Raw genomic sequence first — 18,363 nt, 5'->3', positions numbered from 1 at the left:
GTCTGCGGGCGGCTTCACAAGCCAGTACCTGTCAACTCTGACAGTAGACGCGTCCTGTCAATTGGCGCTTTCATAAAAGCGTTTGTAGCACGTGCTCCAACAATTGATTGCAGCACCCGTACCCACGGGTGGTTGTGCAAGGACGAGTGTCTGTCAGTTCCTGTCTCTATGGCTGTCCAGCCATGTTGTGGTCATGCAGTGGAACCGCATTGGAAGACATTCCAATAACTACACCGGGCTAGGCTCGCCATACGGCGGCAGCCCAGGGTCAGGTGGTTCGCAACGCTCGATCAGCAGTTCTTGCGGGGCGACGAAGCGCTTGGCTGACGCATGAGGCCTGAGTCATGGAAAAGTCCGTCGGTGTGTGTCGCGTGCTGCTGAATTTGGGACTGGTCGCGTTGGGCGTGATCATCGGTGTGGTGTTTTTTCCCCTGTCGGCTGAGTCCGCGCCTGTTCCCCGTGAGTCCTGTTCGGCGCCGGCCTATGTCGCCAACACCGAGTACCAGCAGGGCCAGCAGGTGACTCACCACGAGCATGCGTACGAATGCTGGAAAGATGCCGAGGCCCCTTTGGGGGTTGGCAGTTGGGCCTGGTGTAAACAGCCGTCTTATGAACCGGGAAAACCCAATGATCACTGGTCTCATGCCTGGAAAGACCTGGGCGCGTGCGGTGGCTTTGAAGGCAATCAACTGACGCTGAGCTTCGCCACCCTGAGCGGCAAGGCGCCTCTGAAACCGGCGGTGCCTGGTGTGGCGCGGGCCGATCAAGTGTTGACCGGGGTGCTGCGCTGCAAGGCCGAGGACATCCCCATCAGTGTCAAGGCCAATGAAACCCTGCGCCTGGACCAGCTCAAGGCGTGTGACTATCAACTGGTGATGAATGTCGCCGACGGTTTCGTCCCGCTGAACACGCCGCGCATCGTTTCGTTCAAGCAGGACGCGGGCGAAGAACAGGTCGTGGAGGTCAAGTACCGGCCGCCGGTGGACGTCGCCAAGCTCAACGGCTTGCCCGGAATCAAGATCGAATTGTTTGCCCAGGGCCTGATTCAGCCTCGGCAGATGGCCATGGGCAAGAACGTGCTCTATGTCGGCTCCAGCGCAATTCCGTCGTATGTCTATGACGGCAAGATTGCCGACATGATCTACGCCTTGCCACTGGATGCCGCCGGCCGGCCGACCGCGATCCATGTGATCGCCAGTGGCCTGGAAGAACCCCATGGCGTGGCCTGGCGCGACGGTGATCTGTATTACTCGACCACGGGCGGACTGTATCGCCTGCGCGATGCCGATAACCACTACAAGGACCCCAGGCCTGAGCGAGTGCTCGACTTCCCCGCCGATGACAAACTGTTTCCCCTGCCGCCCCTGGCCAGCGGTTCCAACACCCGTATCTGGCACATGAAACACCCGTTGCGCTTCAGCCCGGTGACTACGGACAAGTGGCTGTACACCGCCGTCGGCATTCCCTGCAACCTGTGCATGATCCCCGCCGATCAACGCTACGGCACGCTGTTACGTTACTCGCTGGAGACCGGTGAATCGCAAATCCTCGCCAGGGGCGTGCGTAATTCGGTGGGTTTTGACTTCAACCCCGATAACGGCAAGCTGTGGTTCAGTGACAACAATCGCCAGGGTTTTCCCAACCCCGATGAAGTCAACGTGATCAGCGACCCCGACTTGCACTTCGGCGTGCCCTATCTGTTCGGCAAGGCCACGCCCGGGTTCACGGAGCAGGAGTACCAGAACCCCGGCGTGATCCAGCCACCGCTGGTGCCGGGCGCGATTGTCTCGGACAAGGCGCCAGCCCAGGTCAACCCGGCCGACTACGTGCCAGCGGCTTTCGAGTTGGGGACCAACACCGCGCCACTGGGGGTCAAGTTCTGGAGCGGCTATCCCGGCGCCAGTAATACCCGACGCCTGTTGGTGGCCGTGCACGGTGCCGGCTCAAGTGCAAACCCCGGCATGAATGTGCAGATGCTGACGATTCAGGACGCCAAGCAGGTGGTCAATCAGATCCCGCTGATCAATGGCTTTGTCCAGGATCCCGACCGCTTCGACGTGTATTGCCTGGACAATTCCTGCATTGGCCGGCCCGCCGAGTTTCTGGGCCTGGCCGACGGCAGCCTGTTGATCAGTGACGATGTGGCCGGGGTGATTTATCGCGTGCGCTATGACGCCAGCGGTTTGCCGCCCACCCAATTGACGTTGCGCCCGTCGTTGCCGCCAGCAGGCTACGAGCAAGAGATGATCAGTGGTTACCTGACCGCTGCGGATGGCAATCGCCGCCTGGTCCATGTGTCATGGAACCCGGCGAACAGCGCGGCCAGCCTGGTCCTCGACGGTCTGCCCTATGGTGAATATCAATTGCGCCTCAATGATGTGAGGGATTGGATTCCGCAAGTGCGAAACACCGTCTTTACCCTGTCGGCGAGCCACAAGAGCCAGGAGATAGTCCTTAATTACCGCGAGCGGCCGGTCCAGCTCGAGGTCGAGGTGACAATCAAGGCCCCGGCCAAGCCGGCTTCTGTGACGGATGCGCAATGGCACGTCAGCCTGGTCGACGAGGCCCGGCCTGATGGCGAAGCGCGGGTGATCCAGGTGCCGTGGGGCGCGAGCACCACGCAGATTTTCAACTATGGCAAGTACAAGGTGGTCTACCCGTTCTACGCCAAGGCCAAGCCTGAACCTGAACTGCAGTTGCTGGAAATTGATGAGTCCAGCGAGAACAGCCAGTTGCCGGCGGTGGTGTACCGTGCCGTGGACAACCTGGGCGAAACGGTCATGGCCCAGGCCTGCACCAAATGTCACGCGGTCGAGTACTTCGACAGCTTGCGCATGGCCCTGGCCTGGAGTGTCGCGGGGCAGGATGCGTTGGTCCGGCAGATCAAGAGCATGCCGGTGTCCGGGCATTGTGATACCACCTGCGCCACGGAAATCAGCAAGCATCTGTACAACGTGGTCTGGAAACCGTATCTGGACCCGGGCGAGTCTCACGGGGTACGGCAGGTGCGCCTGCTGACGCCCGATGAGTACGCTGCCAGCGTCAAGGATGTCCTGGCGGTCGAGATCAACCCCGAGAAGCTGCCGGCGGACAAGTCGGAGAAAGACTTCAAGTACCCGGGCGAGGCGAGCCTGGGCATTCTGCAGGTCGAAGACGTCAAGGCGTTCTACGACATGGCCTTGTGGGTAGCCGAGCGTGTGACGCCGGCGCGCTTGCTGACCCTGACCTCTTCCAAGGCGGGATCGGACCTGGTGACGTCGTTGGGCTACCAGTTGTTCCGGCGTCCGGTCAGTGATGCCGAGCGTGTGCGCTATCAAGCGCTGTTCGACGAGGAGGGCGCGCCGGGGCTGATCGCCGCGTTGCTGCTGTCGCCGAACTTCCTCTATCGCTTCGAACTGGGGTCGCCCCCCGCCGAGGGCGGTAACGTCTATCAACTGACCCCGTTCGAAGTCGCCACCGCACTCTCTTATGGCTTCCTCGGCACCACACCGGATGCCGAACTGCTGGCCAAGGCGCAGCGTAACGAACTGCAGACCGAGCAACAGCTCGGTGCCGAGATCGAGCGCATGATGCGCACGGAGCGGGGCATCGAGCAGTTCAACCGGTTTGTCAGCTACTACGTCAAGACCAACCGTGGCGTGCAGGAAAAACCCGGGCTGAGTGGGCCGATGATTCAGCTCATGGCCCAGGAACAGTACCTGTTGAGTCGCAACCTGATGTTGAACAACGGCACTTTCGAGGAGATGTTCACCCCACGCTACACCTACCTCAACCAGGCCCTGGCCGCGCACTACGGGATCGGCGGCGTGTCGGGCAGCGAGATGCGCAAGGTCGCGGTCGATGACAAGCGCGGCGGGCTGCTGCACCTGGGAATGACCCAGGCTGCCACCTCGGACTACCAGGCCACGTCGCTGGTCAAGCGCGGCATCATGATTCGCGAACAGATGTTCTGCCGTGAGTTCGGCGCGCCAGTGGAGGCCGACCCTACCGATCCAACGTATCCGCCACGCGCCATCACGACCCGCGAGTACTGGGACTCGGTCAACGGTGAGCAGGCTTCCGGCGGACGTTGCTGGCAGTGCCACCAATACATGAACGACACCGGGTCCTCGATGGAGCACTACGACGCGGCTGGACGCTATCGACTCGAGGAGCAAGCCCACAACTACGCTCAGTACCCGCAGATGCTGCCGATCAAGGCGTCCGGTCCGTTCCTCATGGCTACCGGAACCGAACCGATCAACGATGTTCGCGACATCGCCAACATCGTTCCGCGCAACCCGGCTTCGCAGTTCTGCATGGCTGACAGTTACTTCCGGTTTGTCTTTGGCAACAAGTCCGACGCCTCGACATCGGGCACGGTCAAGGCGATCGCCGATGGTTTGAAATCGACGGGCTCGCTGGCCGAGATGCTCAAGGCATTGGGGACGTCCAAGGCGTTCATCTACAAGACCGAGAGGAATTGATCATGGATATTCTGAAAAGTCGGCGGCGTTTTCTGCAGGGTCTGGCGGCGGCGAGTGTCTATGGTCCGCTGAGCCAATTCGGCCTGGCGCGCATGGCGTTGGCCGGGCAAGCCGAACAATCCAAGTTGAAGGTGGTGTTGGTGGTGGTGCCCGATGGCCTGGCGGTGGACTCCTACACCGGGGGCGGCTTTGGTGATGGGCGCGGGTTGTGGCATCCCACGGCACAGGGCATGGACACCACGACCTTTACCTTGAACGAAATCAGTGCAGAGCTTGAGGCCTATCGCAACCAATCGCTGTACTTGCGCGGGATAATCCTGGGGCCGGGAAACGTGGGTCATAGCGGTTGGAACTGGGTCTTGCGCGACAGCGGTTCGAGCCAGTCCTCGATCGATATCCTGTTGGGTCAGGCCTTGCCGGGCACCGAGCCCTCCCATCGCAGTCTGTTTGCCGGGCCGCATGCCGGTGTGGATGGCACGCCTTGGTTCGTCTCCTTCCAGGGCGGGGTCATTCGCACCCCTCACCGCGACCCGGTGTTGATGGCTGAGGCGTTATTCAAGGAGCCTGTGCGGCTTGCCGAAGGTCCGCAGCCCAAGAGCCGTGCGCTACTGGAAACGGCCCTGGCGGATATCCAGGAAATCAAGGGCAAGCTGTCCGGTGCCGAGCGACAGAAGCTCGATACTCATCTGGACTCCGTGGAACAGGTGATCAAGGACCTGGATATGACCCAACCGCCAGTGGGTGAATGCAAGCCAGTGACCCTGGAGCCGCTGGACTTCCGGTCCGCGCGGGACCGCACGCGTGTCCAGGCCAACCATCACCAGGTGGTCGCCACCGCCTTGAGCTGCGGGATCACCCGGGTCGCGACGATTCAGATCGGGCGTTCGGCGGAGTCGCTGAACATCATCGACGTCAGTACCTCCAGCAATCCCCATGATTGTGCCCATCGGTACTCCGGGGAGGCCTTCTGGAAGGGCACACGGCAATGGTATGCCCGCCAGGTCAAACTGTTCATGGATGAACTGGCCCGCTATCAGGACCCCCATGTACCCGGTGACAGCCTGCTCGACCATACCTTGGTGGTGCTGACCAGCGAGATGGCCGACGGTGCACCTGAACATATGATCGACATGCCCCTGGTACTCATGGGGGGCGCGAGTGGGCTGCTCAAAAGTGGAGAGGGCGCCGGACGCTATTTCAACATCACCGCACAGGCTGATCGACAGCATCATTCGGGAAACCCGGTCATTGGGAAAAACTTCGTCGATATGCAGCGGATCTGGGCAACCCTCGCCAAAGCCGCCGGAACCACTGTGCCCTATGGTGGCAATATCGAGCCGGTCACCGGGATTTTCAGCAACGTGTGAATGAGCGTCCGGCGGTTTTGAACGTGATTCAAACCGCCGGATAAGGCGCACGGGCGGGCATGAACCAGGGTTTTCATTCGGGGGGAATACCTGTACCTGCCGGTGCGCGGGTTCTCCCGCCCCGCCCGGCCTTCTCGATGGACCGTGGAAACTTCGGCTCATAACACAGCAGCAACGACACCCAGTGGGCGCAGGCATGGATGATGACTGCTCACATTCGGTTCTTGGTTGGTTCTGCGCAGGCCCTAACTTCAACTTGAAGCCAGATTGCCGAGCAAGTCCGAGGTGTATTCATCAAGGCGCCGTCCGTGATTCCAGGTCCATCTCCGCAGGCCATTGCACCTTGGGCGCCAGGCGTCGAGCGAGGTTAAATTGGACGTTCTCGTTGTTCCAATCGCGGGGTGGGTTGGGAAAGGTCGGCAGGGCGTGTGGGCCTTGCTGCATAAACAGTTGGGCCATGGCCCAGTAGGTCTCGCCCTGCTGGATGCCATGGGCGAAATGAAAGCGCTCGATCACCTTGTTGGTACCGGGCTTCACCACGGCTAGGGTGACGGTTTCGATCAGGCCGCCAGTGCCCATGGGGCCATAGATACTGCAGGCTTCAGCTCGTAGGTCGTCCCAATCATAGACTTCGGCGCGTACAAACCAGGCGGTGCGGCTGAAGGGATGAAGTCCGTCGTGGTGGAAGCGATAGACGTAGACTTTGCGACGTAGACGGTTGAAGCGGATAGGTTCATCGCGTGGGGCTTCGGTGTCCATTCGCCAGAAGTAGACTCCTCCCCATAGAGCAGCAATAAACGCTAAGAGCAAGCCCGCGCTTGGAACAATAGGAGGAAAAGCTTTAACGTTCACTATGAAGGTGAAGAAAAAAATTGGCGCGACGAGGGACAGTAGGAAAAAGCATATTGCGAACCAAACACAAACGCCACGAACTCTCATAGTGGAGCAGGCTAGGTCGAGGTACACATCGTTAATGTAGTTAGGTGCGTTTGTCAGTGCCGGTGGATAGGGTTCCGTGTCCGGTGCCTGATTGGGTCCTGGCAGATCATGTTTCCAGCATGGAGCTGGTTCGTCGAGTAGCGGTTCTGTGAATAGCATCAAGGCGCCGTCCGTGATTCTAGGTCCATCTCCGCAGGCCATTGCACCTTGGGCGCCAGGCGTCGAGCGAGGTTAAATTGGACGTTCTCGTTGTTCCAATCGCGGGGTGGGTTGGGAAAGGTCGGCAGGGCGTGTGGGCCTTGCTGCATAAACAGTTGAGCCATGGCCCAGTAGGTCTCGCCCTGCTGGATGCCATGGGCGAAATGAAACCGCTCAATCACTTTGTTGGTACCGGGTTTCACCACGGCCAGGGTGACGGTTTCGATCAGGCCGCCAGTGCCCATGGGGCCATAGATGCTGCAGGCTTCGGCCCGCAGGTCGTCCCAATCATAGACTTCGGCCCGTACACCCCAGGTAGTGCGGCTGAAAGGATGAAGTCCGTCGTGGTGGAAGCGATAGACGTAGACTTTGCGACGTAGACGGTTGAAACGGATGGGTTCGTCGCGTGGGGCCTCGGTGTCCATTCGCCAGTAATATACTCCTAACCATAAAGGAACGATAAATGCGATTAAACCGACCAAGTTAATAGTTGGCGTGGATATGCCCCGTCCTGCTAATGCTGCAACAATCATAATCATTAGGGCCAGAACAGAAGCAATAAAAAAAACAACCGCGCCCCACACACTAACGCCCCTCATTCTGAATGTTGCTCGCGGCAGTTCAAGATAGATCTCGTCTACGTGATTGGGAGAGTATGGAAGTACAGGCGGATATCGGCCAGTGTCGTGGTGGTGGTCATTCCGTTGCTGTTCTGGGCATGGGCGGTACGTGGCCGTTACCGGCGCTTGCAACAAGAGCGTCAGCACGAGGCCGCGGTGCAGTGCGATCCGTGCCTGGACTTGCGCACCGAGGTCGGGCCGGCCTTCGACATCGTGTATCGCCCGCTGCTCGAGACCCAGGAGGGCGAGGGCAGTGGCCTGCAACTGGCGCCGCTGCTCACCGCCAAGGGCTTCAAGGACTACTTCGAGCCGGGTACGCAGAACATCATCGACCTGGCAATGATTGACCAGTGGGTGCTCGGCGAGCGCCAGCGCCTGGACTACTCGGAAGAAGACCGCAAGGTACTGACTCAGCGCCTGCGCGCCCTGTACAGCGCCGATTACGTGGACAGCTGGCGGCGGGCGTTGAACCAGTTTGCGGTCACCGACTTCCAGGACCTCAGCCATGGCGTGGCGGTGCTGGAACAAGTCACCGGCCCGGCCGCGCCGCTGCGGCGACTGCTGGAAACCCTGCGTGACAACACCGTGATCTATCCTGCCTTGCCGTTGGTGGACGGGCAGCCAGCCACCAGCCTGGAGCCGGTGTCGGATGCGCAGCAACAGGCCGCCGGTATTCGCCGGGCTTTCGTCAGCCTGGCGGAGCTGATCACCCCCCAGGGCGAGCGGCCGTCCTACTACGAAGAAGCCCTGCGCTCCGTCACCGCGGTGTATGACTATGCCAAGGCGGTCCACGATAATCCGGACCCTGGCAAGGCGGCCCTGAAAACCGTGCTCAGCCGCTTTGCCCTGGAAGGTGCCGACCCGATCGCCAACTTGCAGCGCGTCGCGGTAGGCCTGCCTGAACCGTTGAATCAGCAGGTCAGAAAACTCGCTGATCAAACTTCCCAAGTGCTGGTGATTGCCGCCCTGCGGGAGTTGGAGAAACGCTGGGACAGCGACATCTACAGCTTCTACCAAGAGCGCCTGGCCGGTCGCTACCCGTTCAAGGCCAGTGGTGAAGATGCTTCACTGGAAGACTTCGAAGCCTTCTTCGGTCCGCAAGGAAGACTGCAACAGTTCCACGATCAGTACTTGAAGGTGTTCCTCAAGGACAATCTGGACGCCCTCTACTCTGACAGCCACGGCGGCTACCTGGTGCGGCGCGACGTGCTGGAGCAACTGCAAAAATCCGAGCGTATCCGCGACACCTTCTTCAACCATCGCGGCCATCTCGCGGTGCAACTGACCGTCGAGCCCCTGGCCTTGAGTGCCACGCGCCTGAGCAGCCTACTCAGCGTCGACGGCCAACTGATCCCCTATCAGCACGGCGCTCCCCAGCGTACTGGCCTGGTCTGGCCGAACAACCTGGGCAGCGTCAGCGGCAGCCAACTGACCCTCGTCCACAGCACCGGCAATACCGCCAGCCTGAGCTATCGCGGCCCCTGGTCGCTGTTTCGCCTGCTCAGTCGGGGCCACCTCAACGCACGCACCGACACCAGCGTGGACCTGACCTTCGCCATTGCCGATGGACTGATGCGCTACCGCATCGGGGCCCAGAAGGCCAACAACCCGATCACCCAGCGCAGCTTCGAAGGGTTCGCCTTGCCCAGGACGCTGCTCGAAGCGCGTCGGGACAACAAACCCGCCGACAAACTCAGCCAGCGCTGAGCCTGGAGGCCTAAACGTTACACCTGCGCCGAAGAAAAAGCCGGTTGTCGCAGAATTACCTTTACGTTAACGTAAGGTCTGCGTAACACCCGGCTCGGGTCCTGATGTTTGTTGTGCGCCTGAGTCTTTCGCTCACCGTGGTCATCGATCAAGGACGTCCCATGTCTTCTGGCATCAGTCATTTCCCGGTTCCCCATACCCTCGAGCAACTCCCCGCCGACCTGCGCGAGCGTATCCTCGCGGTGCAGGACAAGGCCGGTTTTGTCCCTAACGTGTTCCTGATGCTGGCCCACCGGCCGGCGGAGTTTCGCGCGTTTTTTGCCTACCACGATGCCTTGATGGACCGTGAGTCCGAGAGCCTGACGGCGGCAGAGAAGGAGATGATCGTGGTCGCCACCAGCGCGCGCCACGGTTGCCTGTATTGCGTGGTGGCCCATGGCGCGATCCTGCGCATCTACAGCAAGGACCCGCTGTTGGCCGATCAACTGGCGATCAACCACCGCACTGCGCCGATTGGCGAGCGCCAGCGGTTGATGCTCGATTTTGCCTTCCACCTGGGCGCCGCTGGCGGCGCGCTCGACGATGCCTGGCGCGAGCGCCTGCAGGCGGTGGGCTTCAGTGACGAGGACATTTGGGACATCGGCGCGGTGACGGCCTTTTTCAGTCTCTCCAACCGCCTGGTGTCCTTGGCCGGCACGCCGCCCAACCCGGAGTTCTACCTGATGGGCCGTGTGCCAAGAGCTGCGAAATGAACGGCGTGCAAGGCCTTTATAAACGCGTTTATACGGCCTCGATCAGCCCGCCGATGCCCGTGCTTGAGCCACTGGCCAGTATTTGTTGCAGCTCTGATACATTTGCTCACAAGTTGTTTCTGTAGTCCCTGTAGGACTTTTGTATATTCCATAACGTTTACGTAAGCGTAAACAGGAAGTACAGTGTGCCAGCAGCGCCATAACCAATAAAAACAATCAAGGTTAGAGGGCTCCACATGTCACCAGAGTTTGTCTTGGAAACACGCGGCCTGACCAAGGAGTTTCGCGGTTTTACCGCCGTAGACTCGGTTGATCTGCGTGTGCAGAAGGGCCACATCCACGCCTTGATCGGTCCCAACGGGGCCGGTAAAACCACCGTGTTTAATCTGCTCACCAAGTTTCTCCCGCCGACCCGCGGCGAGATCCTCTACCTGGGCCAACCCATCACCCGCCTCAAGCCCAACGAGATTGCGCGCTTGGGCCTGGTGCGCTCGTTCCAGATATCCGCCGTGTTCGGCCACATGAGTGTGGTGGAAAACGTGCGCGTGGCCCTGCAGCGCAAGCGTGGCGATTCCTACCATTTCTGGAAGCCAGAAAGCAGCCTCGATTCCCTCAATGAGCGGGCCATGCAGATGCTCGACGAGGTGGGCCTGCTCGACTACGCCCACACCCAGACCATCGAACTGCCTTACGGCCGTAAACGCGCGCTGGAACTGGCGACCACCCTGGCGCTGGACCCCAGTGTGCTGTTGCTCGACGAACCGACCCAGGGCATGGGGCACGAGGATGTGAACATGGTGATTGAGCTGGTGCGGCGCGCAGCGGTGGGGCGCACAGTGTTGATGGTCGAGCACAACCTGAGCGTGGTCAGTGAGCTGTCCGACCGCATTACCGTGCTGGCCCGTGGCGCGATTCTGGCCGAGGGCGACTACGCCAGTGTCTCCGCCAACCCGCAGGTGCGCGAGGCATACCTGGGCAGTGAAGCGGTGGTTGAGGGAGCGCAAGCATGAACGCGCTGCACAGCCCTGAATTCGAACAACTGCGGGTCAATGACCTGCATGCCTTCTACGGCGAGTCGCACATCCTGCACGGTATCGACCTGCAAGTGCGCCGTGGCGAGTTGGTCACGCTGCTGGGGCGCAACGGCTCCGGCCGCTCGACCACGCTGCGGGCGATCATGAACATGGTCGGTCGCCGTACCGGCTCCATCGTGGTCAACGGCACCGAGACCATCGGCCTGCCGGCCCACCTGATCCCGCGCCTGGGCGTCGGCTTCTGCCCGGAGGAGCGGGGCATTTTCGCCAGTCTCAATGTCGAGGAAAACCTGCTGTTGCCGCCGACCGTGCGCAGCGACGGCATGAGCCTCGATGAAATCTACGAGATGTTCCCCAACCTGTATGAGCGCCGATTCAGCCAGGGCACGCGCCTGTCTGGCGGCGAACAGCAGATGCTGGCCATGGCGCGCATCCTGCGCACCGGCGCCAACCTGTTGCTGTTGGACGAGATCACCGAAGGCCTGGCCCCGGTGATCGTGCAGAAGCTCGCCGAGGTGTTGATCAAGCTCAAGCACAAGGGCCTGACCATTGTCCTGGTGGAACAGAATTTCCGTTTTGCTGCGCCGTTGGCTGACCGCCATTACTTGATGGAGCACGGTCAGATCGTCGAGCAGATCAGTGCCGCTGAACTGGACGCCAAACAGGAACTGCTGCACCGCTGCCTGGGCGTCTGAACCCGTTTTACCCCGCGCATCACGCAGGTCGCCGAGTCTTGAGGCTCGACGGCACGGGGCCGCTTTGCCTGGAACAATAAAAATAACTTCGGACAGTGGGTGAACTACATGAAGGTTTTTCAGCACACAGCAAGCGCCATCCTGATTTCCAGCCTGATTGCCGGTGCGGCGCAGGCGCAGATCAGTGACGACGAAATTCGCATCGGCTACCTGGCGGACATGTCGGGCACCTATCGCGACCTGTCCGGCCCCGGTGGCCTGGAAGCCCTGAACATGGCCATCGAGGATTTCGGTGGGCAGGTCAACGGCAAGAAGATCGTGGTGTTCAGCGCCGATGACCTGAACAAGCCGGACGTCGGCGCCAACACCGTGCGCCAGTGGGTCGATGAGCGCAACGTCGACATGGTCACCGGCATGGTGGCGTCCTCGGTGGTACTGGCCGCCAGCAAGGTGGTCGAGCAGTCCGGCAAGCTGGCGCTGATTTCCGGCGCCGCGGCGTCGAGCCTGACCAACGAGTACTGTTCGCCGAACCACATCCACTGGACCTATGACTCCTACGCGCTGGCCAACGGTACGGCCAAGTCGGTGCTGGCCGAAGGCGGCAAGAAGTGGTTCATCCTCACCGCCGACTATGCCTTCGGCCATGCAATGGAAGCGGACATCACCAAGGTGGTCGAAGCCGATGGCGGCCAGGTGGTCGGCAAAGTGCGCCACCCGTTCCCCAGCAGCGACTTTTCTTCCTACATCCTCCAGGCCCAGGGCTCCGGTGCGGACGTGATCGCCTTCGCCAACGCCGGCTCCGACACCGTCAACTCGCTGATGACCGCCAGCCAGTTCGGCGTGGCCCAGTCCGGGCAGAAACTGGCCGGCATGGTGGTGTTTCTCAACGATATCCATGCCATGGGGCTGGATGTCACCAAGGGCCTGATGCTGACCACCGGCTGGTATTGGGACATGAACGACGAGAGCCGTGCCTGGGCCCAGCGCTACCACAAACGCTTCGGCAAAATGCCGGGCATGGTGCCGGCGGGCATCTATTCGGCAACCACCAACTACCTCAACGCGATCAAGGCCACCGGCAGCGACGAAGCCCAGGCCGTGCGTGCGCAGATGATGGCGACGCCGGTCAACGACATGTTCGCCAAGAACGGCAAGGTCCGCGCCGATGGCCGCATGGTCCACGACATGTACCTGGCCCAGGTCAAGACCCCGGCCGAGTCCAAGGGTGAGTGGGACCTGTACAAAATCGTGCGCACTATTCCTGGCGCCGAGGCCTACCGCCCGGAATCCGAAAGCAAGTGCAAGCTGCTGACCAAAGGCTGATCGCGGCGCTGCAAACGCTTGTTGCCCGGCTGCTGGCAGCCGGGTGTCACGGATTTCCTGCGAGTGGTGAATCATGACTTTGATTTTTGGTATCCCCCTGAGCGTCATGTCCGGGCAGTTGCTCCTGGGCCTGATCAACGGTGCGTTCTACGCCTTGCTCAGCCTTGGCCTGGCGATCATTTTTGGTCTGCTGCGCATCATCAACTTCGCCCACGGCGCGCAATACATGCTCGGCGCTTTCGCCGCGGTGATGGGGCTCAACTACCTGGGCGTCAACTACTGGATGGCGCTGGTGCTGGCGCCGCTGCTGGTAGGTGTGGTCGGGGTGCTCATCGAGCGCTTTCTGCTGCGGCGCATCGCCGGTGAGGACCACCTCTACGGCCTGCTCCTGACCTTCGGCCTGGCGCTGATCTTCGAAGGTTCTTTCGTCAAGCTGTTCGGGGTGTCCGGTTCGTCCTACCCGATGCCGGAGCAACTCAAGGGCGGCTACAACCTGGGCTTCATGTTCCTGCCGACCTACCGCGCCTGGGTGATCGTCGCGGCGCTGGCGGTGTGCCTGGTGACCTGGTTCATGATCGAGCGCACGCGTTTGGGTTCCTACCTGCGCGCCGGCACCGAGAACCCCAAGCTGATGCAGGCGTTCGGGATCAACGTGCCGCTGCTGATCACCCTGACCTATGGCTACGGCGCGGCCCTGGCGGCGTTTGCCGGGGTGCTGGCGGCGCCGATCTACTCGGTGACCCCGACCATGGGCGCCAACCTGTTGATCGTGGTGTTTGCCGTGGTGGTGATCGGCGGGATGGGCTCGATCATGGGTGCCATCGTCACGGGCCTGGCCATGGGCCTGATCGAAGGGCTGACCAAGGTGTTTTATCCCGAGGCGGCCAACACCGTGGTATTCCTGGTGATGGTACTGGTACTGCTGGTGCGTCCGGCAGGACTGTTCGGTAAGGAGGCGTGAAGATGACGAGTCTGCAGATCAAGACGGGCGCTGCGCGCCTGCAACCCCAGGCAGTGCTGGAACGACAGCAGGCGGCCACGCGCCGCAAGCGCTGGTTCTACCTGGCCCTGTTCGCCGTGGCACTGGTGGCGCCGATGGCGATCTACCCGGTGTTCCTGATGAAGCTGCTGTGTTTTGCCCTGTTCGCCTGTGCCTTCAACCTGCTGCTGGGCTATGCCGGCCTGCTGTCCTTCGGGCATGCGGCGTTTCTCGCCACGGGGGGGTATGTCACCGGCTTTTTGCTCAGCCACTACAGTGGCCTGGGCACCGAACTGGGGATTCTCGCCGGCACCCTGACCTCGGCGGTGCTGGGGCTGCTGTTCGGTCTGCTGGCGATCCGCCGACAGGGGATCTACTTCGCAATGATCACCCTGGCGTTGGCCCAGCTGGTGTTCTTCATCTACGTCCAGGCGCCGTTCACCGGCGGTGAGAATGGCCTGCACGGGGTGCCGCGCGGCCAGTTGTTCGGGCTGTTTGACCTGAACAACAACCTGACCCTGTACTACTTCGTGCTGGCGGTGTTCGTGTTCGGCTACGCGGTGATCCAGCGCACCATTCACTCGCCCTACGGCCAGGTGCTCAAGGCGATCCGCGAGAACGAGCCACGGGCGATTTCCCTGGGCTACAACGTCGATGCCCACAAGCTATTGGCGTTCGTCATCTCGGCGGCGTTGACCGGCCTGGCGGGCTCGACCAAGACCGTGGTGTTCCAGTTGGCGTCGTTGACCGATGCCCACTGGCACATGTCCGGCGAGGTGATCCTGATGACTTTGCTGGGGGGTGTCGGCACGGTACTCGGACCGTTGGTGGGCGCCACGGTGGTGGTGACCCTGCAAAGCTATCTGTCCAACGGCCCGCTGGGGGAATGGGTACACGTGATCCTGGGGCTGATTTTTGTCATCTGCGTGCTGTTGTTCCGGGTCGGCATTGTCGGCTGGGTACTCAAGCTCAGCCGCCGCAACTTCTAATCGTCGATTCGCTGCGATTGCTGTCTGGAGCCCGCGCAGGGTTGCGCGGGTGCGCTTCACAACAACAATAAAAAAGAGAGCCTTATGTACGTCAAACGTTCTGTCCGTATTGTTCAGTTGTCTGGTATCGCCGGGGTCATCGGGGTGTGCGCGCCGGCGTCGGCGGCCTTTGTCGACGACAGCAAGGCCAGTGTGGAAACCCGCAACTTCTACATGAACCGGGATTTCCGCCAATCCGGCGCTGCGCAAAGCAAAGGCGAGGAGTGGGCCCAGGGGTTCATCCTGCGTATGGAGTCGGGGTACACCGAGGGGCCGGTGGGGGTCGGGATCGATGCCCTCGGGCAGTTGGGGATCAAGCTTGATTCCAGCCCGGATCGCGCTGGTGTCACCGGGCTGCTGCCCCAGGGGCCGGTCTCCAAACGGGCCCCGGATGACTACAGCGAGCTGGGCCTGACTGGCAAACTCAAAGTCTCGCAAACCACCCTCAAGCTCGGCACCCTGATGCCCAAGTTGCCGGTGCTGGTACCCAACGAATCGCGCTTGTTGCCCCAGACCTTCCAGGGCGGGCAGTTGAACTCGCTGGATCTGGAGAACCTGTCGTTCAACGCCGGCCGCCTGACCCAGGTCAGCCAGCGCAACTCCAGCAACCGTGAAGACATGACGTTGATGAAGGGGCCGCGGCGCAACATCGTCACCAGTGCCAACCCCTTGACTGACCAGTTCGACTTCATCGGCGGCGACTACAAATGGAACAGCGCGCTGACCACCGGGTACCACTATGCGCACCTGGACGATCTGTACAAACAGCACTACCTGACGCTGACCCACACCTTGCCGGTGACCGAAGGACAGTCGTTGAAGTCCGACCTGCGCTGGTCCAGCGCCACCGATGACGGCAACAGCAACGTCGACAACCGCATGCTGGGGGCCATGTTCACCTACTCGCTGGGGGCCCATGCGTTTGGCATCTCCTATCAGGACATGAGTGGCGACACCGGCTTTGCCAACGTCAACGGCACCGACCCTTACCTGGTCAACCTGCTGCAGATCAACGACTTCGCCAACCAGGACGAACAGTCGTGGCAGGCGCGTTATGACTTCAACTTCGCCGGCCTTGGCATTCCCGGGCTGACTTTCATGACCCGTTACGTCAAGGGTGATGAAATCAACCTGGGCGCCGCCCCAGGACAAGGCAAGGAGTGGGAGCGCAACACCGACATCGGTTATGTGATCCAGAGTGGCGCACTGAAGAACGTCGGGCTCAAATGGCGTAATGCGACCTACCGGTCCAGCTTCGCCAGCGACATCGATGAGAACCGTTTGATCGTCAGCTATACCTTGGCGCTTTGGTAGCAGAGGCTAGCTGTGCCTGCAGGGCCTTGCGTACATTTGGCCCTGTAGGAGGTTCATGCTTGGATTTGTGGGTGGATCCGTTGCTGCGGTAGTGGCGGGTTAGGGTTCCACCCTGACGTACGGCCCCTCGCTACGGTATCCATCCGGGGGCATCGCCTCCGGTTTGCTTCGCTGCACCTGCTCTCGATGCATGCGGCTTCGCCGCACGGCGCTACGCGCCTCCCCCCGGATGAATACCTTCGCTCAGCCTGCCGATGGGGCTTACCGGCCGGCCTGCTTTCCCTGACTGGAATATTTCTGTGGGATGTCTTTGTGGGAGCGGGCTTGCCCGCGATGGTCTTCCAGGCACCGCATATATCCAGGCAATACGCGTCATTGTTGACGCCCATCGCGAGCAAGCCGCAAGCGGGCGCCGCAAGCGGGCGCCCGCTCCCACATTAATCCAGGTTGTTCGCAGATTGTCCGTACACCCGCCAAACCTGTGGAGCCGTCAGGCGACGTTGGCTTGCAGCGGCGCGTTGTCGGCCAGGATGCGTTCGATGGCGCCGACCAGCAAGCTGTGCAGCAGGCGGTCGCGTTCCCGCGGGGGCAGGGGGTGTTGGCTCAGCCAGCCGGGGGCGCTGTTGAGCAGGGAGGCGATGGTGTGTCCGGCGGCCAGCAGGGCTTGGTCACCGAGTCGGATGGCCGGGCAGAGCATGCGCATCAGCTGTTGCTCGTAGCGTTGCTGTAGCTGACGGACGCGCACTTGCTGGTCGTCGTTCAGGCAACTGCTGTCGCGTTCCACCAGGCGAAAGTGCCAGGGCATGTCCTGATGCAGTTTCAGGTGCGCCTGGATCAGCGGCAACAGGCTGCCCTGGGAGGTGCGCGAGCGTCGTTCGATGCGGGTGAGGGTGGCCAGCAGTTCTTCGTAGAATTCTTCGATCAAATCCAGCAGCAGGTGCTGTTTGCTCGGGTAGTGGTGATACAGCGAACCTGGGGTAAGCCCCAGGTACGCCGCCAGTTCACGCATCCCGACCTGGCCAAAGCCCTTGCTGGCGAACAGCTCCAGGGCCTTGTCCCGGCTTTGGGCAAAGCGCGAGCAGCGCTCAGTCGTAGACATGAAAGCCGCGTCCGGTCTTGCGACCCAGGTAGCCGGCCGCGACCATTTCCTTGAGCAGCGGGGCCGGGCGGTACTTGCTGTCGTTGAAGCCGTCGTAGAAGGCTTGCATGATCGCCAGCAAGGTATCCAGGCCAATCAGGTCGGCCAGGGCCAGCGGGCCGATCGGCTGGTTGCAGCCCAGGCGCATGCCGGCGTCGATGTCTTCGGCACTGGCCAGGCCTTCCTGCAGTACCAGCACCGCTTCGTTGATCATCGGCACCAGGATCCGGTTGACCACAAACCCCGGGCGGTTGCCCGCGGTGATCGCGGTCTTGCCCAGGCGCTGGGCCATGTCCAGGGCCAGGGCGTGGGTCGCGTCGCTGGTCTGCAGGCCACGAATCACTTCGATCAACGCCATCACCGGCACCGGGTTGAAGAAATGCAGGCCGATGAACCGTTCTGGGTGACTGACGCTCGCCGCCAACTGGGTGATCGACAACGACGAGGTGTTGGAGGCAATCACGCACTCGGCACTGACCTGGGCTGCGGCTTGTTGCAGCAGGCGCAGTTTCAGCTCGAGGTTCTCGGTCGCGGCCTCGATCACCAGTTGCACGCCGTGCAGGCTGGCGTAGTCGGTGCTGGTGTTGATCTTGTCCAGGGCCGCGAGTTTCTGCTCCTGGCTCAGGCTGCCCTTGGCCACCTGGCGATCAAGGTTCTTGCCGACGGTGGCCAGGGCCTTTTGCAAGGCGCTCTGGGCGATGTCGATCAGGGTCACCTGGAAGCCGGCCACCGCGCAGACCTGCGCGATGCCGTTGCCCATGGTGCCGGCGCCAATCACGCCGATGTGTTGCAGAGTCATGTGG

Annotated in this window: 13 protein-coding genes and 1 pseudogene; 10 read left to right on the top strand and 4 right to left on the bottom strand. The window is 61.4% G+C overall.

Annotated elements, in window-relative coordinates; all coding sequences use genetic code 11:
- The first annotated feature begins 344 nt into the window (after positions 1-344).
- Complete coding sequence (locus H7995_RS17260; protein WP_166589450.1) at positions 345-4,466, top strand: DUF1592 domain-containing protein; 4,122 nt, start codon at positions 345-347, stop codon at positions 4,464-4,466.
- A gap of 2 nt (positions 4,467-4,468) precedes the next feature.
- Positions 4,469-5,833, top strand: coding sequence for a DUF1552 domain-containing protein (locus H7995_RS17255; protein WP_185818664.1), 1,365 nt, complete (start codon positions 4,469-4,471; stop codon positions 5,831-5,833).
- Positions 5,834-6,127: 294 nt separating this feature from the next.
- On the opposite strand, the gene H7995_RS17250 is transcribed toward H7995_RS17255, so the two are convergent.
- Positions 6,128-6,643: a DUF6708 domain-containing protein gene (locus H7995_RS17250; RefSeq protein WP_425312244.1), complete on the bottom strand. Its 516-nt coding sequence runs from the start codon at positions 6,641-6,643 to the stop codon at positions 6,128-6,130.
- Between the two features lie 287 nt (positions 6,644-6,930).
- Positions 6,931-7,452 carry a DUF6708 domain-containing protein gene (locus tag H7995_RS17245; RefSeq protein ID WP_425312245.1) on the bottom strand — a complete coding sequence of 174 codons (522 nt, stop codon included), beginning with the start codon at positions 7,450-7,452 and terminating at the stop codon, positions 6,931-6,933.
- A gap of 309 nt (positions 7,453-7,761) precedes the next feature.
- Between H7995_RS17245 and H7995_RS17240 the strand changes: the two are divergent.
- The 8 genes and pseudogenes from H7995_RS17240 to H7995_RS17205 all read left to right on the top strand — a co-directional run.
- Positions 7,762-9,297 (top strand): annotated as a pseudogene (locus tag H7995_RS17240) (ImcF-related family protein); the annotation flags it as partial.
- 161 nt (positions 9,298-9,458) lie between these two features.
- Entirely contained in the window at positions 9,459-10,049 is a 591-nt protein-coding gene (locus H7995_RS17235) for a peroxidase-related enzyme (RefSeq protein ID WP_166589447.1), read from the top strand.
- Between the two features lie 236 nt (positions 10,050-10,285).
- A complete protein-coding gene (locus H7995_RS17230; protein WP_166589446.1) occupies positions 10,286-11,059 on the top strand; it encodes an ABC transporter ATP-binding protein in 774 nt (257 codons plus the stop codon).
- Entirely contained in the window at positions 11,056-11,778 is a 723-nt protein-coding gene (locus tag H7995_RS17225) for an ABC transporter ATP-binding protein (RefSeq protein WP_166589445.1), read from the top strand. Before H7995_RS17230 ends, H7995_RS17225 begins: the two co-directional genes overlap by 4 nt.
- Positions 11,779-11,886: 108 nt before the next feature.
- Positions 11,887-13,101, top strand: coding sequence for an ABC transporter substrate-binding protein (locus tag H7995_RS17220; protein WP_185818661.1), 1,215 nt, complete (start codon positions 11,887-11,889; stop codon positions 13,099-13,101).
- A gap of 73 nt (positions 13,102-13,174) precedes the next feature.
- Positions 13,175-14,062, top strand: coding sequence for a branched-chain amino acid ABC transporter permease (locus H7995_RS17215; protein ID WP_166589443.1), 888 nt, complete (start codon positions 13,175-13,177; stop codon positions 14,060-14,062).
- A 2-nt stretch (positions 14,063-14,064) separates the two neighbouring features.
- The gene (locus tag H7995_RS17210) at positions 14,065-15,069 is read left to right on the top strand and encodes a branched-chain amino acid ABC transporter permease (RefSeq protein WP_166589442.1); all 1,005 of its coding nucleotides are present in this window, start codon (positions 14,065-14,067) and stop codon (positions 15,067-15,069) included.
- Between the two features lie 84 nt (positions 15,070-15,153).
- Positions 15,154-16,422: an OprD family porin gene (locus H7995_RS17205; RefSeq protein ID WP_166589441.1), complete on the top strand. Its 1,269-nt coding sequence runs from the start codon at positions 15,154-15,156 to the stop codon at positions 16,420-16,422.
- 490 nt (positions 16,423-16,912) lie between these two features.
- On the opposite strand, the gene H7995_RS17200 is transcribed toward H7995_RS17205, so the two are convergent.
- Both H7995_RS17200 and H7995_RS17195 read right to left on the bottom strand, forming a co-directional pair.
- Positions 16,913-17,521 (bottom strand): TetR/AcrR family transcriptional regulator, encoded by a 609-nt coding sequence (locus tag H7995_RS17200; protein WP_166589440.1) that lies wholly within the window; start codon positions 17,519-17,521, stop codon positions 16,913-16,915.
- Positions 17,508-18,359, bottom strand: a complete 852-nt coding sequence (locus H7995_RS17195) for a 3-hydroxybutyryl-CoA dehydrogenase (RefSeq protein WP_166589439.1) — start codon at positions 18,357-18,359, stop codon at positions 17,508-17,510. Before H7995_RS17195 ends, H7995_RS17200 begins: the two co-directional genes overlap by 14 nt.
- Positions 18,360-18,363 lie beyond the last annotated feature (4 nt).

Source organism: Pseudomonas kielensis (genome assembly GCF_014236655.1).
Classification (GTDB): domain Bacteria; phylum Pseudomonadota; class Gammaproteobacteria; order Pseudomonadales; family Pseudomonadaceae; genus Aquipseudomonas; species Aquipseudomonas kielensis.
The sequence above is the reverse complement of the archived record's forward strand: the minus strand, read 5'-3'. Positions and strand labels throughout refer to the sequence as shown.